Origin of the sequence: Thermostichus vulcanus str. 'Rupite' (genome assembly GCF_022848905.1) — a bacterium.
Classification (GTDB): domain Bacteria; phylum Cyanobacteriota; class Cyanobacteriia; order Thermostichales; family Thermostichaceae; genus Thermostichus; species Thermostichus vulcanus_A.
Map to the genome: position 1 here is coordinate 26429 of NZ_JAFIRA010000016.1, position 19598 is coordinate 46026.

The following is a 19598-nucleotide window of genomic DNA, read 5'->3' on the forward strand; positions in this document are numbered from 1 at the left end:
GAAACCTGCAGAATGCGATAGTCTAGGTCAAGTTTTCTTACTTATTGGGACTGACGGCAGTGCTGACCAACTCTTCCCTTTCCGATCCAGCCGGATCGCAGGTCATGCAATGTGATCCTCTGACGCGGGCTCAAATCCTCAGCGAAGCGCTGCCCTACATCCAGCAATATCAAGGTCGAGTCGTGGTGATCAAATATGGCGGTGCCGCCATGGTGCATCAAGAGCGACGAGCTGAGGTGCTACGGGATATTGTCTTTCTCTCCTGTGTTGGTATTCGTCCGGTGTTGGTGCATGGAGGGGGGCCGGAGATCAACAGTTGGCTGCAAAAGCTGGATATTCCCTTCAAGTTTGTGGATGGCCTACGGGTGACGGATGGCGCCACCATGGAAGTGGTGGAAATGGTGTTGGTGGGTAAAGTCAACAAGCAAATTGTGCAGTTGATCAGCTTGGCGGGCGGATCTGCAGTGGGGTTGTGTGGACGGGATGGCAACTTGATCAAAGCACGCTCCCAGGGTCGGGCGGAAATCGGCTTTGTGGGGGAGGTGAGCAGCATTAACCCCAATTTGATTCAAACCCTGTTGGAGGGCGGACAAATTCCGGTGATCTCCAGTGTGGCTGCGGATGAAACGGGCCAAGCCTACAACATCAATGCCGATACAGTGGCCGGGGAACTGGCGGCTTCTCTGGGAGCAGAAAAGCTGATTTTACTCACCGATACCCCTGGCATTCTTAGAGATCCACAGGATCGCAGCTCTTTGGTTACCTTGGTGGATATCGAAACTGCCCGCCGACTGATCCAAACGGGTGTCGTCAAGGGAGGCATGATTCCCAAGGTACAGTGTTGTATCCGGGCTTTGGCCCAAGGGGTACGGGCTGCCCACATTCTGGATGGGGGATCCCCGCATTCCCTGTTGCTGGAGATTTTGACCGATGCTGGGGTGGGTACTAAGTTGGTTCCCTCCCAGTATTCCGCCCAGGTGGGGGAAGCAGGTAACGGATCCCGGTGAGTCTGTTCAAGCCTCCTTCACAAAGCGCAAGATCTCCCGCACATGGCTGAGAAATTGGCTGTCAATGCTCAGCTGAGCCACCGCTTGTTGGGCCTCTCGCCGCAGTTGCTCATGGTCTAGGTCGTTGCTGGCTCGCAATTGCTCCACTTGCGCTTGGGTTGTGGCCAGTTCCTGTCGCAGGTAGCGCCGGGTTTCTTCTTCCCGTTGGGCCCAAGAATTGGGATAATGGGGATCCAACTGGTTTTGCATGACCTCCACTTGGCGCTTCAGATTCTTCACCTGAAAAGCCAGCTCAATCGCATCTTCTCGGGGCACCAAAATTTGTCGTTGCAATTGCGTCAAACGATCCGCCAGATATTCATATCCCCGCAAGGCAGGACGTAACGCCGTGAGCAACAATGCTGCCACAGAACTGACATAACCAATTGGGGTAATTTGCCAAAAGGCCAACCCGTAAAAAACCATTGCCGAAACCAAATGCAGAGCAATGGCGATCCGCAGGGACCAGTAGGTGAGCTTACGAATGTAAGTGAATGCCTCTGCTTCAACCGGGATCCCTCGCTGCTGAGAAACCTGCGCCTCCCGATGGACAGCCTTGGCCTGAAAGTAGATAGTCCAGGGAATCGTAATGATTACCACCAACCACCAAAAGCTCGCAATGCCGATTGCCCAATCCGCCAATTCCCCAATTTGTAAATTCAAGGCTCGAAAGATCCCAAAGAGGATCCCTCCGAAAACCACCAAAAATAGCCCTGCGCCCCCAACGGGATAAAACATCCTGTAGTAGTCCATCGCCGCAACCTCCTCAATTCAGATGTGTTCAGCCTGGCTGGATTTGGCTTAATGGGGCGTGAGAAGGGGTCAGTTTTCCATCTGTCCCGGAGTTTCCAACGTACTAGGGATCCGCTCAGGAATTCAGGGCCTGGAGTATTCAGAGGAGCAGGCCAACTTGGCTGCTTACACCTATCTACTGGGTGGGTGGATAAGGTATCGAGAACGAGACCAGCAAGAGAGAATCAAATACTACAGGGTCTTGCGAGAGCTCATACAGAAATATGGCAGTGATAGCTTAGTTTATATTGACGAGACGAGTTTTGATGAGATATGTACATGTGTTTATGCTTGGGCAAAGAGAGGGAAGAGAGAGAGCCTAGTGGCAGGTAGGAGGAAAAAGAAGAAGGACTTGATAGCACCTATGCTTTTTCAAGGCAGCTTAAATGCAGAAGGATTTGAAGGGAGGCTGGAGCGATACTTAATACCGAGCTTAGAGAGGCCATCTGTTTTAATTATCGTAAGGGTAGGATAAAGGAGTTGGTGGAAGCTGGGGGACATGAAGTAGTCTTTCTGCCCAGGTACTCCCCAGACCTAAATGACATAGAGCATGATGTTAGTGCTCTCAAGAGGGCAAGGATGCATGACCAAGGATGCATGCCGACATTGGAACTTCTATTGATGAAGTGATCCGGAACTACTGTGCTTGCTAATGTCTCATTCTTATTTTTCTTATTTGAATTGACTGTGGTTCCAGTCAACATATCCCGTCAAGGTGCTGTAGGCATATCCGAAGGGATCCCCTGCCATAGGATGGGCTCTAGATGGCTCTAGATCTTTCTCCAAGCTGATACGGTAGAGGTAAGAGATAAGCGGGGCGAGTGGCGCAGATGTTTGAGTGTCGTATTGAGGCCCGTTATGCTCTTTAGCTTGCTGAATTTGCCCTATTGGATCCTGTTGGGAGTTGGGGTCGGCCTGTTTCTATTGGTGATCCTGGCGGGTGGGGGAGATGAAGATCTGGAAGTGGAGTCTAACTTGGATCCAGAGCTAGATGCGGATAACGGATCCCTATTGGGGTGGTTGGGGGTGGGGGAGGCACCGTTGGTTTTGCTGCTAGCCTTGGATTTTTCCCTCTGGGGGTTACTGGGCTGGGGGCTTCAGGTGGCGTTGCTGGGTTGGTTGGGATCCCTCGGTAGTATGGGGCAGTTTGGGATTTTGATGGGATCCCTAGTGGTTTCTATCGGCTTGGGGCGTTGGATTGCCCGTCCGATAGGTTTGGCATTCGCCGGGTTTGGGGAAGATACCAGCGAGGAACGGTTGATTGGGCGGGTGGGCACAGTTAGCTCACAGGAAATCCCCCTGGGAGGGCGCATCGGCCAGGTGGATGTCTTGGATGCCCACCGCAATCGGGTTACCGTCAGCGCCCGACTGCCTGAATGGGCCACCACCGCACCGAAAAGAGGCCAAGAAGTCATCTTGATTGAGCACGGATCCCAGGGATATGTGGTGATCTTAAAAGATGGGCCCGATGAGGCCCGCTGGCTACAATCTGGCTCTTCTCCCGTTTTGCCGAAGTAGACTCTGTCTTAATTCACATATTTCACATATTCAGGTAGAGCGTCCCTAATCATATGAATCCACATGAATTGAATCCACATGAATTGGATGACTGGTTAAGCATTGGCATGATAGGCAGGGATCCGACTGGGTTGGATGACCCTTCGAGATCTGCTTGACCCTGACATTGTGTGAGGCTTTTGACTTCAAGTCGCCAATGGAGCCGACATGATGCCTAAATGCCTTGCAGCAGCAGGGGAGTGAGGGGATCCGGCTAGGGCTTCGCTGGCACCGTCACCAGGAATTCCAGACCCAACCCATGCCCCCCAACGGGATAACTGGTCACCCCTAGCCCGTCAATGCGAGTCAACAAATCCTGTGCTTCTGGATCCAGTGTGGCCAACCCACCCGGCAAGGCTGCTTCCAAAAGGGTACGGATCCCTTGCCAGTTGAGCAAAAAGTAGCCGTAGTTGGGCTTGTGCAGTTGATCGTAGAGGGTTTTTAGGGGTTCGGTTTGGGGCAGAAGGTTGCCCTGCCGTTGGGCAATGGTTTGTAAGGCGCCAGTGCTGCTGGTGATGATTAAGTAATTGCCTTCCCAAGCCCGAATCAGCAGCGGCTGGTTAAACAGCGAATCCGCCCAAATCACTTGGCCATTGGCTTCTGTCACCCTTGCCCCCGATTCCTGGGCCAGTTGATCCAACTGAGCTAAGGCGGTGTTGGCCTTGTCTTTTTGGCTGCTCTCGATCACCAAAGCTGCCCCCATACCCTGTAAGAGCGGATGGGCCTGAGCATCTGGCGCCACCAACAGAGCCAGTTCCCCATCCATCCAGGCGAGCACATCTTGTTCCAAATCCAGTTGGGTACTGGCGCGAAACTCAGCCCGCAGCTCCTCCAGCGACTCTTTCACCAGCGGATCTTCCTCTAGCTTAGGCAACAGGGCTTGCCAACGTTGGGCAATCTGTTGGGTGCTGATCACGGTCAGAGCGTTACCTGGCAGGCGTTGGATCAGCTCCCCACGGGCAGGTTGCAATCCAGCTTGTAAATTGGCCTCCGGATCGGTTTGGGTGAGCATCCGGACTCGTAAGCCCTGCTCCTGCCAGTGGGCAGCCATGGCCAAGGAGCGAATCGGCTTCAGAGACTTCAGTGCCGCTGGATCGACTTCCTCCATCCAGCCCCCCCATTCGGGGTTGTCCTGTAAAGTCTCAAAGTTAAGGTAGGCAAAGGCCAGGGCTCCATCGGTATACAGCTCGGCAGCGGCAGAGCGGAAGCGTTCAGAACGGCTGATGGATTCTGCTTCACCACGATAAACAGCCACCGCCTGCTGCATCACGCTTGGATCGTTGGCCACAGCCACAAAACGGTTGCCAAATTCTGCGGTCACCCACTGTTCGCCGGGATCCCCGTTGGTTTGGACGTGGAGGGTCACCCCTTGCTCTTGGCGACGTTCGAAGTTAGCCCCTTCTGCTTCCGCTTGTTGCCGCACCTGGGCCAAAAATTGCCCAGACAAATCGGTGTTGCGGGTACTGGCCCCGAACAGGATCCCAGGGATAGGCTCAGAGGCAGTCGGCACCAGATTGGGCACCACCACCGCCATCGTAAACTGCTCCCCAGCCCAGTTTTGGATGTCCTCTCTGGGAAACTCGCTGCCGGTTTCTGCCAAGGCTTCTGAGGTCCAGGTTTCCCATTGTGCCAACAGATCAGGATGGGTGCTGAACGCTGCTTCTGGGTTGGTGGCAAAGGCCAACACCATCGGTACAGATTGGGGAACCAACACCGTCTCCGGCAGAATATCCCCTGGCAGTTGGGCTTCTGGAGCTTTTCGCTGACAGGCCCCGACCAGCCAAGCCCCTCCCAAAGCCAGCAGGGTCAGGGAGAGAGGGCGAAAACCACGATGAAGTTGGGCCTGCATGGAAACACCTGCAACGAGCCATCTCTCTGAGCATAGGCGATGGGCTGGAACCTTGTCTGCTACTATCGGCTTAGATGTGATCTGAATCACTTCGCCTGCAGCCGACCGCGGGCCACCAACTCATCTGCATATTCGTTCCAACGCATCCCTTTGTGGGCCTGAATCCAGCTCACCTGGATGTGGGGGCACTGCTGTTGTAATTGATGCAGCTGTTGCACCAAATCCAAGTTCTCCACGGGGCCAGTGCGTCGCCGCCATCCCTGCGCAGCCCATTGGGACATCCAACTGTTGTAGGTTTGTACGCACAGGTTGGAATCGCTGTAGATGGTGTGAATGGTGTTGTTTTCAGTGTCGCGGCAATACCGCAATGCCTGAATTAAGCCGGTTAACTCCATACGGTTGTTGGTGCTAGCGGGATCCCCACCGTACCACTCCTCCACAATTTGATCCTCCTGAACCACCACAACAGCCCATCCCCCTGGCCCCGGATTGGGAGAACATCCTCCGTCGGTGAAAATGCCAGTGCGAGGACAAGTCACCAATCGAGTCGGTCGTGCCGCTTTGCGAGAAACTGTGGCCATGCTCAAGGGATCCCTTCAAACCTTGCAAGGACAGAACCTGCATCCTATCGCCTTGCGGTGTGCCGTCGCTACTGCCCTAGGATAGTGTTAATAGCCGCAAGAATGAAGGCTGTCACACTATCGGTAGTAGAAACCTAAGCATTCTGTTGTCAATCCAGCAAAACTCTATTCAAAATCGTCCAAACAAAAACCCCCAGATAATCTGGGGGAGGAGTGGTGTGTTGAGGTGATGAATACGTGCATGATATCCCTCGAATCCAGTGAGTAGGCTAGGCTGGTGAGAGATTCCTGCGTTTTTTTGCAGAAATGATTGCAGGCGTTGGAAAGTTTCCAACACTAGAAATAGATCAACAAGAAATGAGCTCTTTCTCGCTGTCTCAGGTATAGTGCTTAGATTGATATTTTTTCTTTACTAACACTAAATGCAGACAGGTTGACACTGTAGCCTTTTTACGTCCGCGCCGCCGACACTAGGGATTGTGTCAGGCCAAGGTGGGCATAAAGACGGGAAAAGTCAAAATTTGATGACATTAGCTCCTGGATGCAGCGCACCTTAACCTCTTCGTGGAGGCGGATTTGTCCGAAGACCCGTTCGATACGATTGATGGTGGTGAAGGTATCCAGATCGACTGAGAGGATCGGTACCTCCAACTCTTCCGCCCGCGACTGAATGCGGGGATCCAAGGGCAACTTGCCGGTCAGGATCAGACAAAGCGTCGAGGTTTCCAGGGCGGCCAATTGGATATCGGTGCGATCTCCACCCGTGATCACCGCTTTGTGTTCCGATTTACGGAAATATTTCAGAGCCGAGTTGACGTTCATTGCCCCCACCGCAATATCCTCCACCATCAGATCCAGCCGATCCGAGCAACAGAGCACCTCCGCTTCCAGTTGTCGAGCCAGTTCTCCGACACTGATGCTGCGTAAAATGCGGTGGGAGGGCAGTACACCCAACACCGGGATCCCGCGGCCCTCCAGGAAAGGCTGGATCACGGTTTTCACCTGTTGCAGTTGGTTTTGCGGTACATCGTTCAGTAAGACCCCCGCCAAATGGGATCCCAGTTGGGTATGGGCAGCAAGGATAGAATCGACCGCCAATGGCGAGTGGTAGCGGCTGATCAACAGGACAGGGGCTTGCAAAGCTTGGGCCATTTTAGCCAGTGACAAACCAAACAGCTCCCCTTCGTAGAGATCGGCAGGGCCTTCCAGCAACACCAAATCCGCAGGGGATCCCTGCACAAATTCCAACAGAGGCGCAATCGGATGGTCTGGGGCAGACTCCCCAGGATTTTGCTTCATTTGCGCCAGCAGAGCATCTCCGTTCAGTTGTAGAAGCATCGGCGGCATTTGGGCAATGGTGAGCCGTAGAGACTCCGCCACAAAACGCATGTCCGGATCGCCCCCTTCAATGGAGCAATCTTCCGTCATGCAAGAGCCAATCGGCTTGCCGTAGGTTATCTTCATCCCTTGCTGCTGCAAATGCTTAGCCAAACCCAGAATGGCAGCAGACTTACCACTGAAAGGCTCGGTAGAACCGATAAGGAGGAACTTGGACACAGATAAAGGGCTCCCAATTGGATAAGGGACGAAGAAATGAGGGGCTTGCAGGAGAGGATGACTCGTTACTCAGTCTAACGGAGGCTGCTCAGGGGTAAGCTGGATTCTGAACTGGGGAGAGTTGGGCATCTCTTTCTGAACTTTGCTCCCAGAACGCCGATGGAGTTTGACACTCCCCCGTTTATAAAACGGGGGATTCTCCCTTCTAGCTCCCCACAGCTTGAAGCTGTGGAGGATTCATGGAGTTCAGGGGATTGCCAAATACCCCATCCCCTGAGCCGACCCTGCCTATTACGGGCAGGGCTTCTTTTAGACTCAAGGGACACGAAAATCCGTCCCACCGAGCAATGTTTATTGCGGCATTCCAGTCCGCGTCACAGCAATACCCGTCCTGCCCGGTGAACAGATACCCACTCCTTTTCCCAATCAATCCTGTCCTGTGGTCGGTTTTGGATGTGTAGGCAGCAGGACGTTTATGCAGCGTCCTGCCCGCCATTTCCAGCTTGTAGGCAACCTTCCACTCCAGGTCGTAGTACGACCAGGTATGGCGCGATTTCCCGGCATCCGAACGCGCCTTCTGGCTCTGTCTGGATTGGCGGATACCTGAGAGGTCTTCCATCCACACATCTGCATTTACCGCCTTGGCAAACCGCACAATGCGACGGCTAACGGTGTGGTTGACCGCCCTCATCCAACGGGCTTCTTTGCGCTCCAGTCGCTTGAGTGCTCGGTATTTACCCGCCTGTTGCAACTGGGCACGACGCTTCTGGAAACGACGACGACGATAGGCTACCTCTCCACCCCCAAAAAACACCGCCCGACCCCAACGGGTGGCCGCCACTGCCAAACGGTTCTGCCCCCGGTCAACACCTAGTCGCTCCGTACTCTTCACTTCGGGAACTTCCCAAGTGATAGACAGAACAGCATACCAAACCCCACGTATTTGCATCAGTTTCAAGGTTCCCCGTTCACAATCCTGCTCAGCCAGGATGCGCTCAAGACGCTCGGCATAGTAGGAACTGCCAACCTCAAGGGGAACCCGCTTGTCACCCTGAATTGTGGGAAAACTCACCGAGTAGGTGCTACCTACTTTGTGCAGCTTCCAGTTTTGGTTGTTGACCTCTGGCCAGAACACTTTGAAGTGTTTGACCCGCTGGCCGGCTTTCCCCTTCAGGACACGAATCACCTGGTTGGAGAGGGCCGACTTGAGTGGGGTTACCACTTTGGCGGTTGTCAATGCTTTTCGTTCCTTTGGACTGATGCGGAGCAGTTCGTTTGCCAGCTCGGTTGTCGCACAAACCGTCTGGTTAAACATCTCTGCTTTGACCACATTGAGGTCAAGAAACTTGAGCTTGAGTGTGGTGGTGACCCGTTTCATGGGGACTATTGTATGTACTATTTCTGTTGCTGAATAAATTCAGCCTGTGCGCTTATATCCCCCGGTTGGAAACCGGGGGCTTTACGCTGTTTTTCGTAAGCTCCGACGCAGAATCTTGCCCCTCAAGTTCCCCAAATCCAGAAGGCGAAGGCTCTACCCTTCTGGTTTCCGGTTGGCAGGATTAACCGATTAAAATCGGCTCCTCAGGATAAATCACCAACTGTCGCGGTTGTTGTTGGGCCAAGGCCAAAACAATCGTCAGCGCCCCCAACCGTCCCCAGAACATCACCAGAGCGATGATCAGCTGGCCAAACAGATTCAGGTCTGTGGTAAACCCGGTCGAGAGACCGCAGGTGGCAAAGGCGGAGATGACTTCAAACAGCACCGGATCCAGACGACTCTCCCCATGGCTCATCAAAATCAACCATGCCGCCAACAGCACCACAAACAGTGAAACCGTCAACACTGCCGCTGCTTTACGCACCATGGAAGGATCCAAACTGCGCCCGGCAATCTGGGCACTGGGTAAGCCGCGGGCATAGCCCCACAAAGCCAGCACCAACACCGCAAAGGTGCCTGTGGTAATCCCACCTCCCATCGAGGCCGGAGCGGCTCCGATGAACATGAGCGCCATCAAGAGCAACTGGCTCGGTGGGGACAAATCCTGAATCGGGATCCCGGCAAACCCGGCTGTCCGGGCCGAAACCGACTGGAAAAACGTCAGGCCCAGGCGTCGGGGCCAGCTCACCTCCAGCAGGGATCCCCCTGGCAAACTTTCTCCCAAGAACAGGCCAATACCGCCCGCGCAAAGCAGCACCACCACCACCCCAAGCGTGATGCGCGTGTGCAAAGAAGGGCGATGCCCCCGCGGCCAAGTGAGCAAATCTGACAAGACAGGAATGCCCAGTCCGCCAATAAAAATCAAGGCGGCCAAAATTGTCAAAGAAAGATTATCCGTAGGGATCCCGGCTGTCCCAAACAGATCAAACCCGGCATTGCAAAAGGCGGAAACCGCGTGAAAAACCGCCAGAAAAATGGCCTGCTTCGGTCCATACAAGTCCCGCCAATGCAACCACAACAGCAATGCCCCTCCCAACTCGATCAAGGTAACTGAGAGCAAAACTTTACGGGTCAAGGCCAAGATCGCCCCCGGATCGATCAGCCCCAAAGAATTGCAAAGGGCCAGGCGATTCAACAGAGAAATGCGCCGCCCCATCAGCTGAAACACCACCACCGCCAGCACCATGAAGCCCACCCCGCCAATCTGGATCAAGATCAGCAGCATGATTTGGCCAAACAAGGTGAGATCATCCGCCACTTGGATAATCGATAGCCCCGTCACACTCAGGGCTGACATTGCCGTAAACAGGGCCTCATTCCAGCTCAAGGGATCCCCGCGCCCAATCCCTGGCAACATCAAAATGAGGGTACCCACCACCGCCAACAACCCCAACCCCGTCACCAGGCGCAACGGCGGTGGCAACCGGCGACGCTTGTCTCCCAAAAAGAACCGATTAAAACGTTCCTTAAAGACATTGGAGGGTTGAGCCGCTCCCGAGTCGGTTCGTGTCAGCGGGACGAAGTCCTTAGTCACCTCCGATTCCATCGGGATCCCTCACAGCTCATTGAGCCGACTGATGTTTGTGTTGGCACCCAGCACCACCAAAAGATCCCCTTCCTCCAACACATAATCCGCCGGTGGCGAGACGATCAAAGATTGCTTGCGTTTCACGACCAATACCGTAATGCCAAAGCGACGCCGCAAATCCGACTCCGAGAGGGTATGCCCCATCAGTGACTGCGGCACTCGCAGCTCCGTAATACTGTAGCCTGGCTCCAGCTCCAGTTGATCCAAAACGCCTGGAGCCGTCAAGACCTGGGCCAAGCGCCGCCCTGCCTCCTGCTCCGGCAGTACCACCCGATCCGCCCCTACCCGCAGCAAAATCGAGCGCTGACGCTCCGTTGAAGCCTTACAGACCACATTGCGAACCCCCAAACTTTTCAGAGCTACCGTCGTCAGCAGATTGCTCTCAAAGTCGCTCCCAATCGCCACCACCACGGTGTCGAAGGAGAGAATATCCACCGCCCGCAGCGCATCTTCATCACTGGAGTCGAGAGCCACCACCTGGGTGAGCTGATCCGCTAACCGCTGTACAATCTCTCGACTGCGATCAATTCCGAGAACATTATGCCCCCGCTCCACCAGCGTTAGGGCCAAGCTAGAGCCAAAGCGTCCCAGTCCGATCACCGCATACTCGTGATCCACCCGCTGCCGAGCCATTCGCCTTCTCGCCCCTTACCTCGAACGAACGGATCATACATCTAGGCATCTAGGCAGACTGAAATCTAACTTATATCTAAGCAGACTCCGGTTTGGGCAAAGTGGAAGGGTGGGGAATCAGCTCGCGGGTGGAACGGCGCTCCACCATCTCAGCAGTGATACGAATGTGCTTGACGTCGCGGCGAGAGGGAACCTCATACATCACATCCAACATCAGCTCTTCGACAATAGCCCGCAGGGCCCGTGCTCCGGTCTTGCGGCGGTAGGCTTCCTTGGCAATGGCGGAAATGGCAGCGGGTTCGAATTCCAGCTCCACTCCATCCATGCGCAGCAGCTTTTGCGATTGCTTGAGAATGGCATTTTTGGGCTGGGTCAGGATGGCCTCCAAGGCTTTCTCATCCAGTGGCTCCAGCGTGGCCACCACTGGGATCCGCCCCGTGAACTCGGGGATCATGCCGTACTTGACCAAATCATCCGGCTCCAAGGCTTTGAGGGCATCTGCCATGCGCTGATCGCGGGTGACCGACAACTGTTCCCCTTGTTTGATAAAGCCCATCGATTTTTTGCCGATGCGCTGTTCGATCACCTTCTCCAAACCGACAAAAGCCCCTCCACAAATGAAGAGGATGTTGGAGGTATCAATTTGAATGCAGTCTTGGTAGGGGTGCTTGCGGCCTCCCTGGGGCGGCACGTTGGCGATGGTCCCTTCCAGCATTTTCAGCAGAGCCTGCTGTACTCCCTCGCCGGAGACATCGCGGGTAATGGAGGGGTTCTCACTCTTGCGGGCAATTTTGTCAATTTCATCGATGTAGATAATGCCGCGCTGCGCTTCTTCCACATCCAAATCCGCCACCTGCAACAGGCGCAGGAGAATGTTTTCCACATCCTCGCCCACATACCCCGCTTCCGTGAGGGTGGTGGCATCCGCTACCGCAAAGGGTACGTCTAACATGCGAGCTAAGGTTTCCGCCAGCAGGGTTTTGCCGGAACCGGTGGGGCCGATGATCAAGATGTTGGACTTTTGCAGCTCCACATCGTCCAGGTCAGAACCTGCTGCACCGTTGCTCGGGGTGGCTTTGGAAGAAAGCCGCTTGTAGTGGTTATACACTGCCACTGACAGGATCTTTTTGGCATTTTCTTGCCCGATTACATATTGGTCGAGATAGCGCATGATCTCGCGGGGCTTGGGCAGTTGTGCCAGAGAGGGCAGGCTACGGGAGGATTTTTTCGGGGCTTCCCGGCGGCTGGCAGCAGGAGTGGCGGCGGGGGGGGTGTTGCCGTCGTAGAGTTCTTCATCCAAAATTTCGTTGCAGAGGTCAACACATTCGTCACAGATGTAGACCCCCGGCCCGGCAATCAACTTACGAACTTGATCCTGGGACTTATTGCAAAAAGAGCATTTCAAGTGGGAGTCGTATTTGGCCATGGAATCCTCGGTGCTGCTCGCTCTCGGCTATCCTACTCGGCAAAAGCCAGAAGAAGGCTGGACTTCAGACAATGTGCAGCAAATCGGCGGCGGTAAAAGGGCAAGGATGCCGGAATTTGTGCAAATCTCACTGACTTCCTAGTCTAGCATTTCTAGTAGGTTTGTTGCGTTTGCTTGTCCTGGGCGCGAGATTGCCAGCGTGTCCCGAACCCATGCCAGGGGGATTTTATGCAGGATGTGCGTCGTTGTGGGGTGAATCTGGATTACTGGTGGCCGGTTGCCCATGAGCGCAGTTTTCCGGCGAGGGGGCTATTGGGGGTGCGGATTGGGGCATTGGAGCTGCTGGTGTTTCGCTCACCCACAGGTCATTACAGCGTGTTTGAGGATGCTTGCCCCCACAAGCGGGTGCGGCTGAGCCGGTTTGGCGAGGTGGTGGGATCCGAGCTGATGTGCGGTTATCACGGCTGGCGCTTTACGGCGCAAGGGAAATGCAGCCTCACCCCCGGATTCAACGGACTCGCAGCCAAGTTTTGCCTGAAAAGCTACCCGGTGCGGCAATATGGCGGCTGGATTTGGGCTTTTCCTGGGGATCCCGCTCGGACTGAGGAGCGTGCCTTGCCGGTGATTCCCCCTGCCACGGATCCCCGCTATCACCCAATTCCGATGGAGGGGCCTGTCCATTGCCACTTCAGCTACATGACTGAAAATGCCACCGATCTATTCCATGCCCAGTTGCACAGGAGCCAACAACCCTGGGTCAATCCGGTTTTGTTGCACCTAGAGAGCGACGAACGCACGGTTCGGGCCTTGTACGAAGTAGAAGCGCCACGATTGTTGGCGGCTTTAATCGGGCAGCGGGGCAAAAATCGGATCCAGGTCACCTATGAGTATCCCTATTTCCATTTGGCTTCAGAAGACGGGGCTTTTTATCTGTTCGTGGTGTATGTGCCCACCAGTTCTACGAGCATTTGGGTGCATTCCACGTTTTATTTTCGGCATGTGTTCGGGATCCCATGGATCTTAGCGATTGCTGCATCCGGTGTTGGATCAGGGCACCTTCCGTCAGGTGTTTGGGCAGGATCGCCGCGCTGTGGAGGAGGAACAAAGAGCCTATGATTTGCATCAACAAGACCTGAGCCGCGAAACCAACCCGGTCTCTCACGCGGTTCGGCAGGTGATTCGCAAACAAACCTTGACCTGTCTACCGTTGCCGGAGCGGATCCCAGGATGAAGCCTCGGGGAGTCCGTTCATAGGTTTAGTTCATAAGAAAACCGCCCGACTTTACGCCGAGCGGAAGATGGTGTGAGGAGTGAACGGAAACATGCGTCTCCGCTAACCCCATCATAGTGGAATTCGATTGGCCCTGGCAAAGACAGGGGAAAGAGACTGTCGCGCTTTTCAGCTAAATTGGATACTTTTTGAGAAGGGATTCTTGCACCTTTTCATACCATTCATACCAAAAGAGGGAAGGGACTGTCCGTGTTTCGTCCGCTTCCCCCTATTGGCGTCCACTCCTCACCTGAGCCGTATCATAGAACATCCTTGCGGGTGGAACAACCACCTTACCCTAGGTTTTTCTAGACTCTACCCTTGTCAGTGATGCGGATCACCGAATTCGGCAGTGGGATCCAACGCCAATAATTCTGCTTCACTGAGCAAAGGGATCCCCAACTGTTGCGCCTGTTCCAGCTTGGAGCCTGCTTCGGAGCCGACCACCACATAGTCGGTTTGACGACTGACGCTGGCGGTCACTTTGCCCCCTCGGCTTTCAATCCAGCTCTTGGCTTCTGTGCGGGAGAGGGTGGGTAGGGTACCCGTGATAACAAATTTTCGCCCGGCCAGTACTTTGGCCACTGTGGCCGCTGCTTGGGTAGGGGCAGGAGGGATCCCCAAGGCTTGTAACGCCTCCAGCAACTGACGATGCTCCGGCTCTGCAAACCAGGCGACCACGGCTTCTGCAATTTCAGTTCCCAACCCATAGATCTGGGCAATGGTTTCTGGACTGGCTTGGGCAAGCAGATCTGGGCTGGAGAAATGGCTGGCCAGGGTTTTGGCAGTGACCACCCCCACATGGGGGATCCCCAATCCGTACAGCACCCGTTCCCAGGGTTGTTGGCGGGATTTCTGAATGGCCTGGATCAACTTTTGGCTAGAGCGGGATCCCATCCGCTCTAGGCTCTGCAGTTGCTCTGCGGTGAGGTGATACAAGTCCGCCACGGTTACCACCCCTAGCTTTTCCACCAATTGGGCCACCAGTTTTTCCCCCAATCCTTCGATATCCAGAGCATCGCGGCTGGCCCAGTGTTGCAGTTGGCCGCGCAGCTTGGCCGGACACTTGGGGTTGGGGCAGCGGGTCACCGCCTCCCCCTCTAGGCGAATCAAGGGTGTGCTGCATTCGGGGCAGTGGCGGGGCAAGGTGTAGGGAACGGCATTAGCAGGGCGTAACTCCTTCAGGATGGAGACAACCTCAGGGATAATCTCCCCTGCCTTGCGAACGACGGCGGTATCCCCAAGATGCACATCCAGCTCCCGCAGGCGATCGGCATTGTGCAAACTGGCGCGGCTGACGGTGGTACCGGCCAACACAACCGGATCCAACTCCGCCACCGGAGTAACGGCACCAGTTCGACCAACACTGGCCACAATGGCCCGAATACGGGTGGGGACCTGTTCGGCTGGGTATTTTAAGGCAATGGCCCACCGGGGGAACTTCTGGGTGAAACCGGCTTCCTCCTGAAGAGCAAGGGAATTCAGTTTCACAACCACGCCATCGATGGCGTAGGGAAGCTGGGCTGCTCGCCACTGCTCATAAAATTGGCTCACTTCCTCAAGCCCCCGACACAGCCGCGACAAAGGGTTGGTGCTCAACCCGAAAGCCTTCAGCTGGTGTAGGCAGTCCCACTGGGTTTTGGGGGGATCCCCTTTTCCCCATCCCTCCGGCCAGTGCAGGGTATAGGCAAAAAAGCTGAGCTTGCGGGCGGCAACAATGCGGCTATCCAACTGGCGCAGGGTTCCGGCGGCACAGTTACGCGGATTGGCAAAGGGGGGATCCCCAGCGGAACGACGCTCTTGGTTAATCCGCTCAAACTCGGCAATTGAAAGATAAGCTTCCCCCCGCACTTCCACAACCGGCGGCGGATCCGATACCGCCAACCGCAGGGGAATCGAGCGAATCGTGCGCACATTTTGGGTGATGTCTTCTCCGGTTTGCCCATCACCACGGGTAGCGCCCCGTTCCAGCACCCCATTGATGTAGGTAAGGGCCAAAGCGGAGCCATCAATTTTCAGCTCACACACATAGTCCAGCTCCTCCTGGGAGGACTCCGTCCCGCTGTGGCTTTCCGGGTCATGGGGATCCCGATCGGGACTGCGCCCCAAAACCCGCAGCAAACGCTCCTGCCATTCCCGCAACTCCTCCAGGTTGAAGGCATTTTCTAGGCTGTAGAGCGGGATCCGATGGGGAACGGTTTGGAACTGGCTGGCTGGTTTTTCTCCCACCCGTTGGGTCGGGCTATCGGGGGTAATCAGCTCTGGATAAGCCTTCTCCAGCTCCTGCAGCTCCCGGTAAAGACGGTCATAGACGCTATCTTCCAGGATAGGGGCATCGTGGACATAGTAGGCAATGCTGGCCTTTTGGAGCAGAGCCCGCAGCTCTCGTACCCGCTGTTCTGCCCCCTGTTCCCCAGGCATATCCACCCACTCAGGCACTCCACTCGTGATGGAAGACACCGGGTTTGTCGGTTCGCTCAAAGGTGTGTGCCCCAAAGAAATCCCGCTGGGCTTGGGTGAGATTTTGCGGCAGATTGGCAGTGCGGTAACTGTCGTAGTAGGCCAGGGAGGCGCTAATGGCTGGAATCGGGATCCCTAAAGCTGCGGCTGTAGCCACGACTCGCCGCCAGGATCCCTGCCGCTCCTGAATTGCCTGCTTAAACTCCTCATCCAACAACAGGTTCACCAGCTCCGGATCCCGTTTGTAGGCGGATTGAATTTCTCCCAGGAACCGCGCCCGAATGATGCACCCACCCTTCCAGATGCGAGGGATCTCGCTGAAGTTGTAAACATAGCCGTGGGTGGCAGCCGCTTTTTTGATCAGGGCCATCCCCTGGGCATAAGAGCAGATCTTGGAGCAGTAGAGGGCGGCGCGCAGGTCTTGGATGAAGCTCTGGGGATCCCCTTCAAAGTCGGTGCCGGGGCCTTTGAGTTGGGTAGAAGCGGCGACCCGTTCCTCTTTGATGGAAGAGAGGATCCGACCCTGTACGGCTGCTTCGATGGTGGGTACAGCCACCCCCAGATCGAGGGCATCTTTGACCGTCCACAGCCCGGTACCCTTTTGTCCCGCTTTGTCCAAAATCAAGTCCACCAAGGGTTTGCCGGTCTCCGGATCTAGGGTTTGAAAAATCTTGGCAGTAATTTCTATCAAGAACGACTCCAGCTCCGTCTCGTTCCAAGCCTGGAAAATCTCCTGCATCTGGGCTGCCGACAACCGCAAGCCTCTGCGCATCAGGTCATAGACCTCGGCAATCAGCTGCATATCGCCGTATTCAATGCCGTTGTGCACCATCTTCACGTAGTGCCCACCCCCCTTTGGCCCGAGGTAGGTGACACAGGGGCCATCCGGCACTTGCGCCGCGATCTTGGTTAGGATCGGTTCCAGTTCTTGGTAAGCTTCTGGGCTGCAACCGGGCATCAGACTGGGGCCATTCAAGGCTCCTTCCTCGCCGCCACTCACCCCCATGCCGACAAAGTGTAATCCTGTTGGGGCCAGCGCTTCGGCGCGGCGATCCGTATCGGTGTAGAGGGAGTTGCCACCGTCAATGATGATGTCCCCAGGGTCGAGGAGTGGCTTAAGTTCGTCAATCACCGCATCCACCGGTGCACCGGCTTTGACCATGATCAAGAATTTGCGGGGCCGCTCCATCACCTGCACCAATTCCGGCAGGCTGTAGGCAGGGGTAACCTGTTTACCTTGAGCTCGTTCCCGAATGAACTGGTCGGTTTTGGATCCGGTGCGGTTGTAGACGGCAACGGGAAAGCCATTGCGTTCAATGTTGAGGGCAAGGTTTTCCCCCATCACGGCCAGACCGATGACAGCAAAGCTGGGTTTGCTCATAGTTGCGGATCCTTTCGGGAGAGCGGCAAATCACCAATGACTCACCCAATCTAAAGGCCGATCCGGCTGCAACCCTTAAGGGATCCTGTTTTCTTCACCTTTGGCATCGCCGGTTGGATCTCATGAAACGCTCAGTTGGCAGCTGTTTCAGGGGCAGCCCAAACTCTCGCGGGTCTCCACTCCGGTAACCGGATGGGATCCCCTGGCCCGTTCACAGAGCTGCCGCTGCGCCGCCCGATCCACATAGGCTTCACTAAAATCTGCCCCCGTGATATCCGCCCCCTGCCAGACAGCACGAGCGGTAATGGCACCGGTGAGGTTGGCTCCCTGCAGATTGGCCCCTGTCAAGTTGGCCAAATCCAGTAAGCTATGGCTCAAATCCACTCCGGCAAGATTGGCCTCCGACAGATCGGCTTTGGTCAAGGCCGCCCCCGCCAGATTGGCGCCGTGCAGATCCACCCCGTGTAGATTGGCACTAACAAAACTACTGCCCCGCAAATCCTGGCCAGAAAAATCCTGCCCTTGCAAATCGGCATTGCTGAGGTTGCGATGGGTTTGACTCCAAGTCGGGGATCCCCCTAGATAGAGCAATAGCAGCGCCAGCAGCCCTACCCATAGCCCTCTCATTAAAGGAGTCGGTCTTGCGGTGAGGTTCATGCGGGATCCCGGAGTGGCATCTCCCATTCTAAATTGGGTCGCTTTGTTGAGGATTCATCCACCATAGGTAACATTGCGCTCTGTGGTGCGGAATTGAATCAGGGTGAGACCGACCACCATCAAAAACAGCACAATCGATTGGGCCGCCGCTTTGCCCAAGTTACCTGAAGAGACCCCGATCTTGTAAATCTCATAGATCAACACTGACGTGGATCCAGAAGGGCCACCGGCAGTGAGCAGATCAATGGTGCCGAAAATATCAAAAAATGCGTAGGTCATATTGGTAATTACCAAGAAGAAGGTAATTGGGGATAACAAGGGAACTGTAATTGACAGAAAGCGGCGAAAGGCTCCTGCTCCATCAATGGCAGCCGCCTCCTGCAAGTCATTGGGCAAGTTTTGTAATCCAGCAATATAAAACAAAATGTTGTAGCCCATCTGCTTCCAAACACTGGCAAAAATCACCACCCAGGGGGCCAAGTTGGGATCACCTAACCAGTTCAAACGAGGGATCCCGACCAAACTCAATACATAGTTAGCCACTCCCCCCAAGGGGTTAAACATAATGAAAAAGATGATCCCAGCCACCGCTGGAGAAATAGCATAGGGCCAGATCAACAGAATGCGGTAAATCGTGGCTCCTCGAATCGGCTGATAGGCTAGCGTGGCAATCAAAAGGGATCCGGTTAAACCAAAGACAATAATGGCGGCGGAAATCGCGAAGGTGATGCCGATACTGCGCAGATAGGTGGAATCCGTTAAAAGACTGGTGAAGTTATCCACACAGACAAAGCGGCTACGCGGGGCGCCGACAAAGGTGAGAAGAGTGGAAAGGCGGAAGGTATCCAGCCCCGGATAGTACAGAAACAGCACCAAAATCGTTAGGGTGGGCAAAAGGAACAGCCAGGCCAGCCACCACTGCTTAAAAATGCCCTTGTGTTGAGGGGGTGTGGGTCTTATTCCCAGGTGGCGGTGATACTCCTGTTGGGTCCACGCCAGCAGCGGCCCAAGCGGGATGGCCATCCCCACCAGCACCAACCCCACCCCAAATACCGCATCGATCCAGTTGCGCTCCGGCTCAAAAGTACAAAAATCCAGTGGAGCCATAAAAATCAGGGATCCCAAGCCCCCTGCCAGACCTCCACAGGCTGCCCCCACTAGCCCGGAACGTTTCATGCGCCGAAAACGGGATCCCACCCAAACGGCCCCAATCAACCCCGCTAACAGTGGCACCAGTATTTGGATAAGCCCGAACATGGCTTTCTACCTCAGTCCCTCTCTGACGTTGCCTACAGCCAAGATCACAATTATCAGAAACTCAGAAACAAAAAAGTATCAGAACCAAGAAAGGGGTAGGCTGTCA

At 55.1% G+C, this 19598-nt stretch carries 16 protein-coding genes and 1 pseudogene; 5 read left to right on the top strand and 12 right to left on the bottom strand.

Going from position 1 to position 19598, the window contains the following annotated elements; genetic code table 11:
• The first annotated feature begins 104 nt into the window (after window positions 1–104).
• The gene (argB, locus tag JX360_RS07860) at window positions 105–1007 is read left to right on the top strand and encodes an acetylglutamate kinase (RefSeq protein WP_244350103.1); all 903 of its coding nucleotides are present in this window, start codon (window positions 105–107) and stop codon (window positions 1005–1007) included.
• A gap of 6 nt (window positions 1008–1013) precedes the next feature.
• Here the strand turns inward: argB and JX360_RS07865 are convergent, their stop codons facing one another.
• A complete protein-coding gene (locus JX360_RS07865) occupies window positions 1014–1799 on the bottom strand; it encodes an AAA family ATPase (protein ID WP_244350104.1) in 786 nt (261 codons plus the stop codon).
• 190 nt (window positions 1800–1989) lie between these two features.
• Between JX360_RS07865 and JX360_RS07870 the strand changes: the two are divergent.
• Together JX360_RS07870 and JX360_RS07875 are read left to right on the top strand one after the other, a co-directional pair.
• A pseudogene (locus tag JX360_RS07870) lies at window positions 1990–2491 on the top strand (transposase); the annotation flags it as partial.
• Window positions 2492–2696: 205 nt separating this feature from the next.
• Window positions 2697–3356: an OB-fold-containig protein gene (locus tag JX360_RS07875; protein WP_244350105.1), complete on the top strand. Its 660-nt coding sequence runs from the start codon at window positions 2697–2699 to the stop codon at window positions 3354–3356.
• Between the two features lie 253 nt (window positions 3357–3609).
• On the opposite strand, the gene JX360_RS07880 is transcribed toward JX360_RS07875, so the two are convergent.
• From JX360_RS07880 to clpX, 7 genes are all read right to left on the bottom strand, one after another.
• On the bottom strand, window positions 3610–5244 hold the full coding sequence (locus tag JX360_RS07880) for a DUF3352 domain-containing protein (protein WP_244350106.1): 1635 nt from the start codon (window positions 5242–5244) through the stop codon (window positions 3610–3612).
• A gap of 86 nt (window positions 5245–5330) precedes the next feature.
• The gene (locus tag JX360_RS07885; protein WP_244350107.1) at window positions 5331–5825 is read right to left on the bottom strand and encodes a ribonuclease H family protein; all 495 of its coding nucleotides are present in this window, start codon (window positions 5823–5825) and stop codon (window positions 5331–5333) included.
• Window positions 5826–6275: 450 nt separating this feature from the next.
• Window positions 6276–7382, bottom strand: coding sequence for a phosphotransacetylase family protein (locus JX360_RS07890; protein WP_244350108.1), 1107 nt, complete (start codon window positions 7380–7382; stop codon window positions 6276–6278).
• A gap of 205 nt (window positions 7383–7587) precedes the next feature.
• The gene (locus tag JX360_RS07895; RefSeq protein WP_244350109.1) at window positions 7588–8760 is read right to left on the bottom strand and encodes an RNA-guided endonuclease TnpB family protein; all 1173 of its coding nucleotides are present in this window, start codon (window positions 8758–8760) and stop codon (window positions 7588–7590) included.
• A 181-nt stretch (window positions 8761–8941) separates the two neighbouring features.
• On the bottom strand, window positions 8942–10366 hold the full coding sequence (locus tag JX360_RS07900; RefSeq protein WP_244350110.1) for a TrkH family potassium uptake protein: 1425 nt from the start codon (window positions 10364–10366) through the stop codon (window positions 8942–8944).
• Between the two features lie 9 nt (window positions 10367–10375).
• Window positions 10376–11041, bottom strand: coding sequence for a potassium channel family protein (locus JX360_RS07905; RefSeq protein WP_244350111.1), 666 nt, complete (start codon window positions 11039–11041; stop codon window positions 10376–10378).
• A gap of 76 nt (window positions 11042–11117) precedes the next feature.
• On the bottom strand, window positions 11118–12467 hold the full coding sequence (gene clpX / locus JX360_RS07910; RefSeq protein WP_244350112.1) for an ATP-dependent protease ATP-binding subunit ClpX: 1350 nt from the start codon (window positions 12465–12467) through the stop codon (window positions 11118–11120).
• Between clpX and JX360_RS07915 the strand changes: the two genes are divergently transcribed.
• Window positions 12466–12609, top strand: coding sequence for a hypothetical protein (locus tag JX360_RS07915; RefSeq protein ID WP_244350113.1), 144 nt, complete (start codon window positions 12466–12468; stop codon window positions 12607–12609). The genes clpX and JX360_RS07915 overlap by 2 nt on opposite strands.
• An 86-nt stretch (window positions 12610–12695) precedes the next feature.
• A complete protein-coding gene (locus JX360_RS07920) occupies window positions 12696–13583 on the top strand; it encodes a Rieske 2Fe-2S domain-containing protein (RefSeq protein WP_244350114.1) in 888 nt (295 codons plus the stop codon).
• 478 nt (window positions 13584–14061) lie between these two features.
• Here JX360_RS07920 and ligA read toward each other — a convergent pair whose 3' ends face one another.
• From ligA to JX360_RS07940, 4 genes are all read right to left on the bottom strand, one after another.
• A complete protein-coding gene (ligA, locus tag JX360_RS07925) occupies window positions 14062–16158 on the bottom strand; it encodes an NAD-dependent DNA ligase LigA (RefSeq protein ID WP_244350148.1) in 2097 nt (698 codons plus the stop codon).
• A gap of 10 nt (window positions 16159–16168) precedes the next feature.
• A complete protein-coding gene (gene gndA / locus JX360_RS07930; protein WP_244350115.1) occupies window positions 16169–17578 on the bottom strand; it encodes an NADP-dependent phosphogluconate dehydrogenase in 1410 nt (469 codons plus the stop codon).
• A gap of 147 nt (window positions 17579–17725) precedes the next feature.
• Entirely contained in the window at window positions 17726–18262 is a 537-nt protein-coding gene (locus JX360_RS07935) for a pentapeptide repeat-containing protein (protein ID WP_244350116.1), read from the bottom strand.
• A gap of 27 nt (window positions 18263–18289) precedes the next feature.
• Window positions 18290–19492 (bottom strand): carbohydrate ABC transporter permease, encoded by a 1203-nt coding sequence (locus JX360_RS07940; RefSeq protein WP_244350117.1) that lies wholly within the window; start codon window positions 19490–19492, stop codon window positions 18290–18292.
• Window positions 19493–19598: the final 106 nt, after the last annotated feature.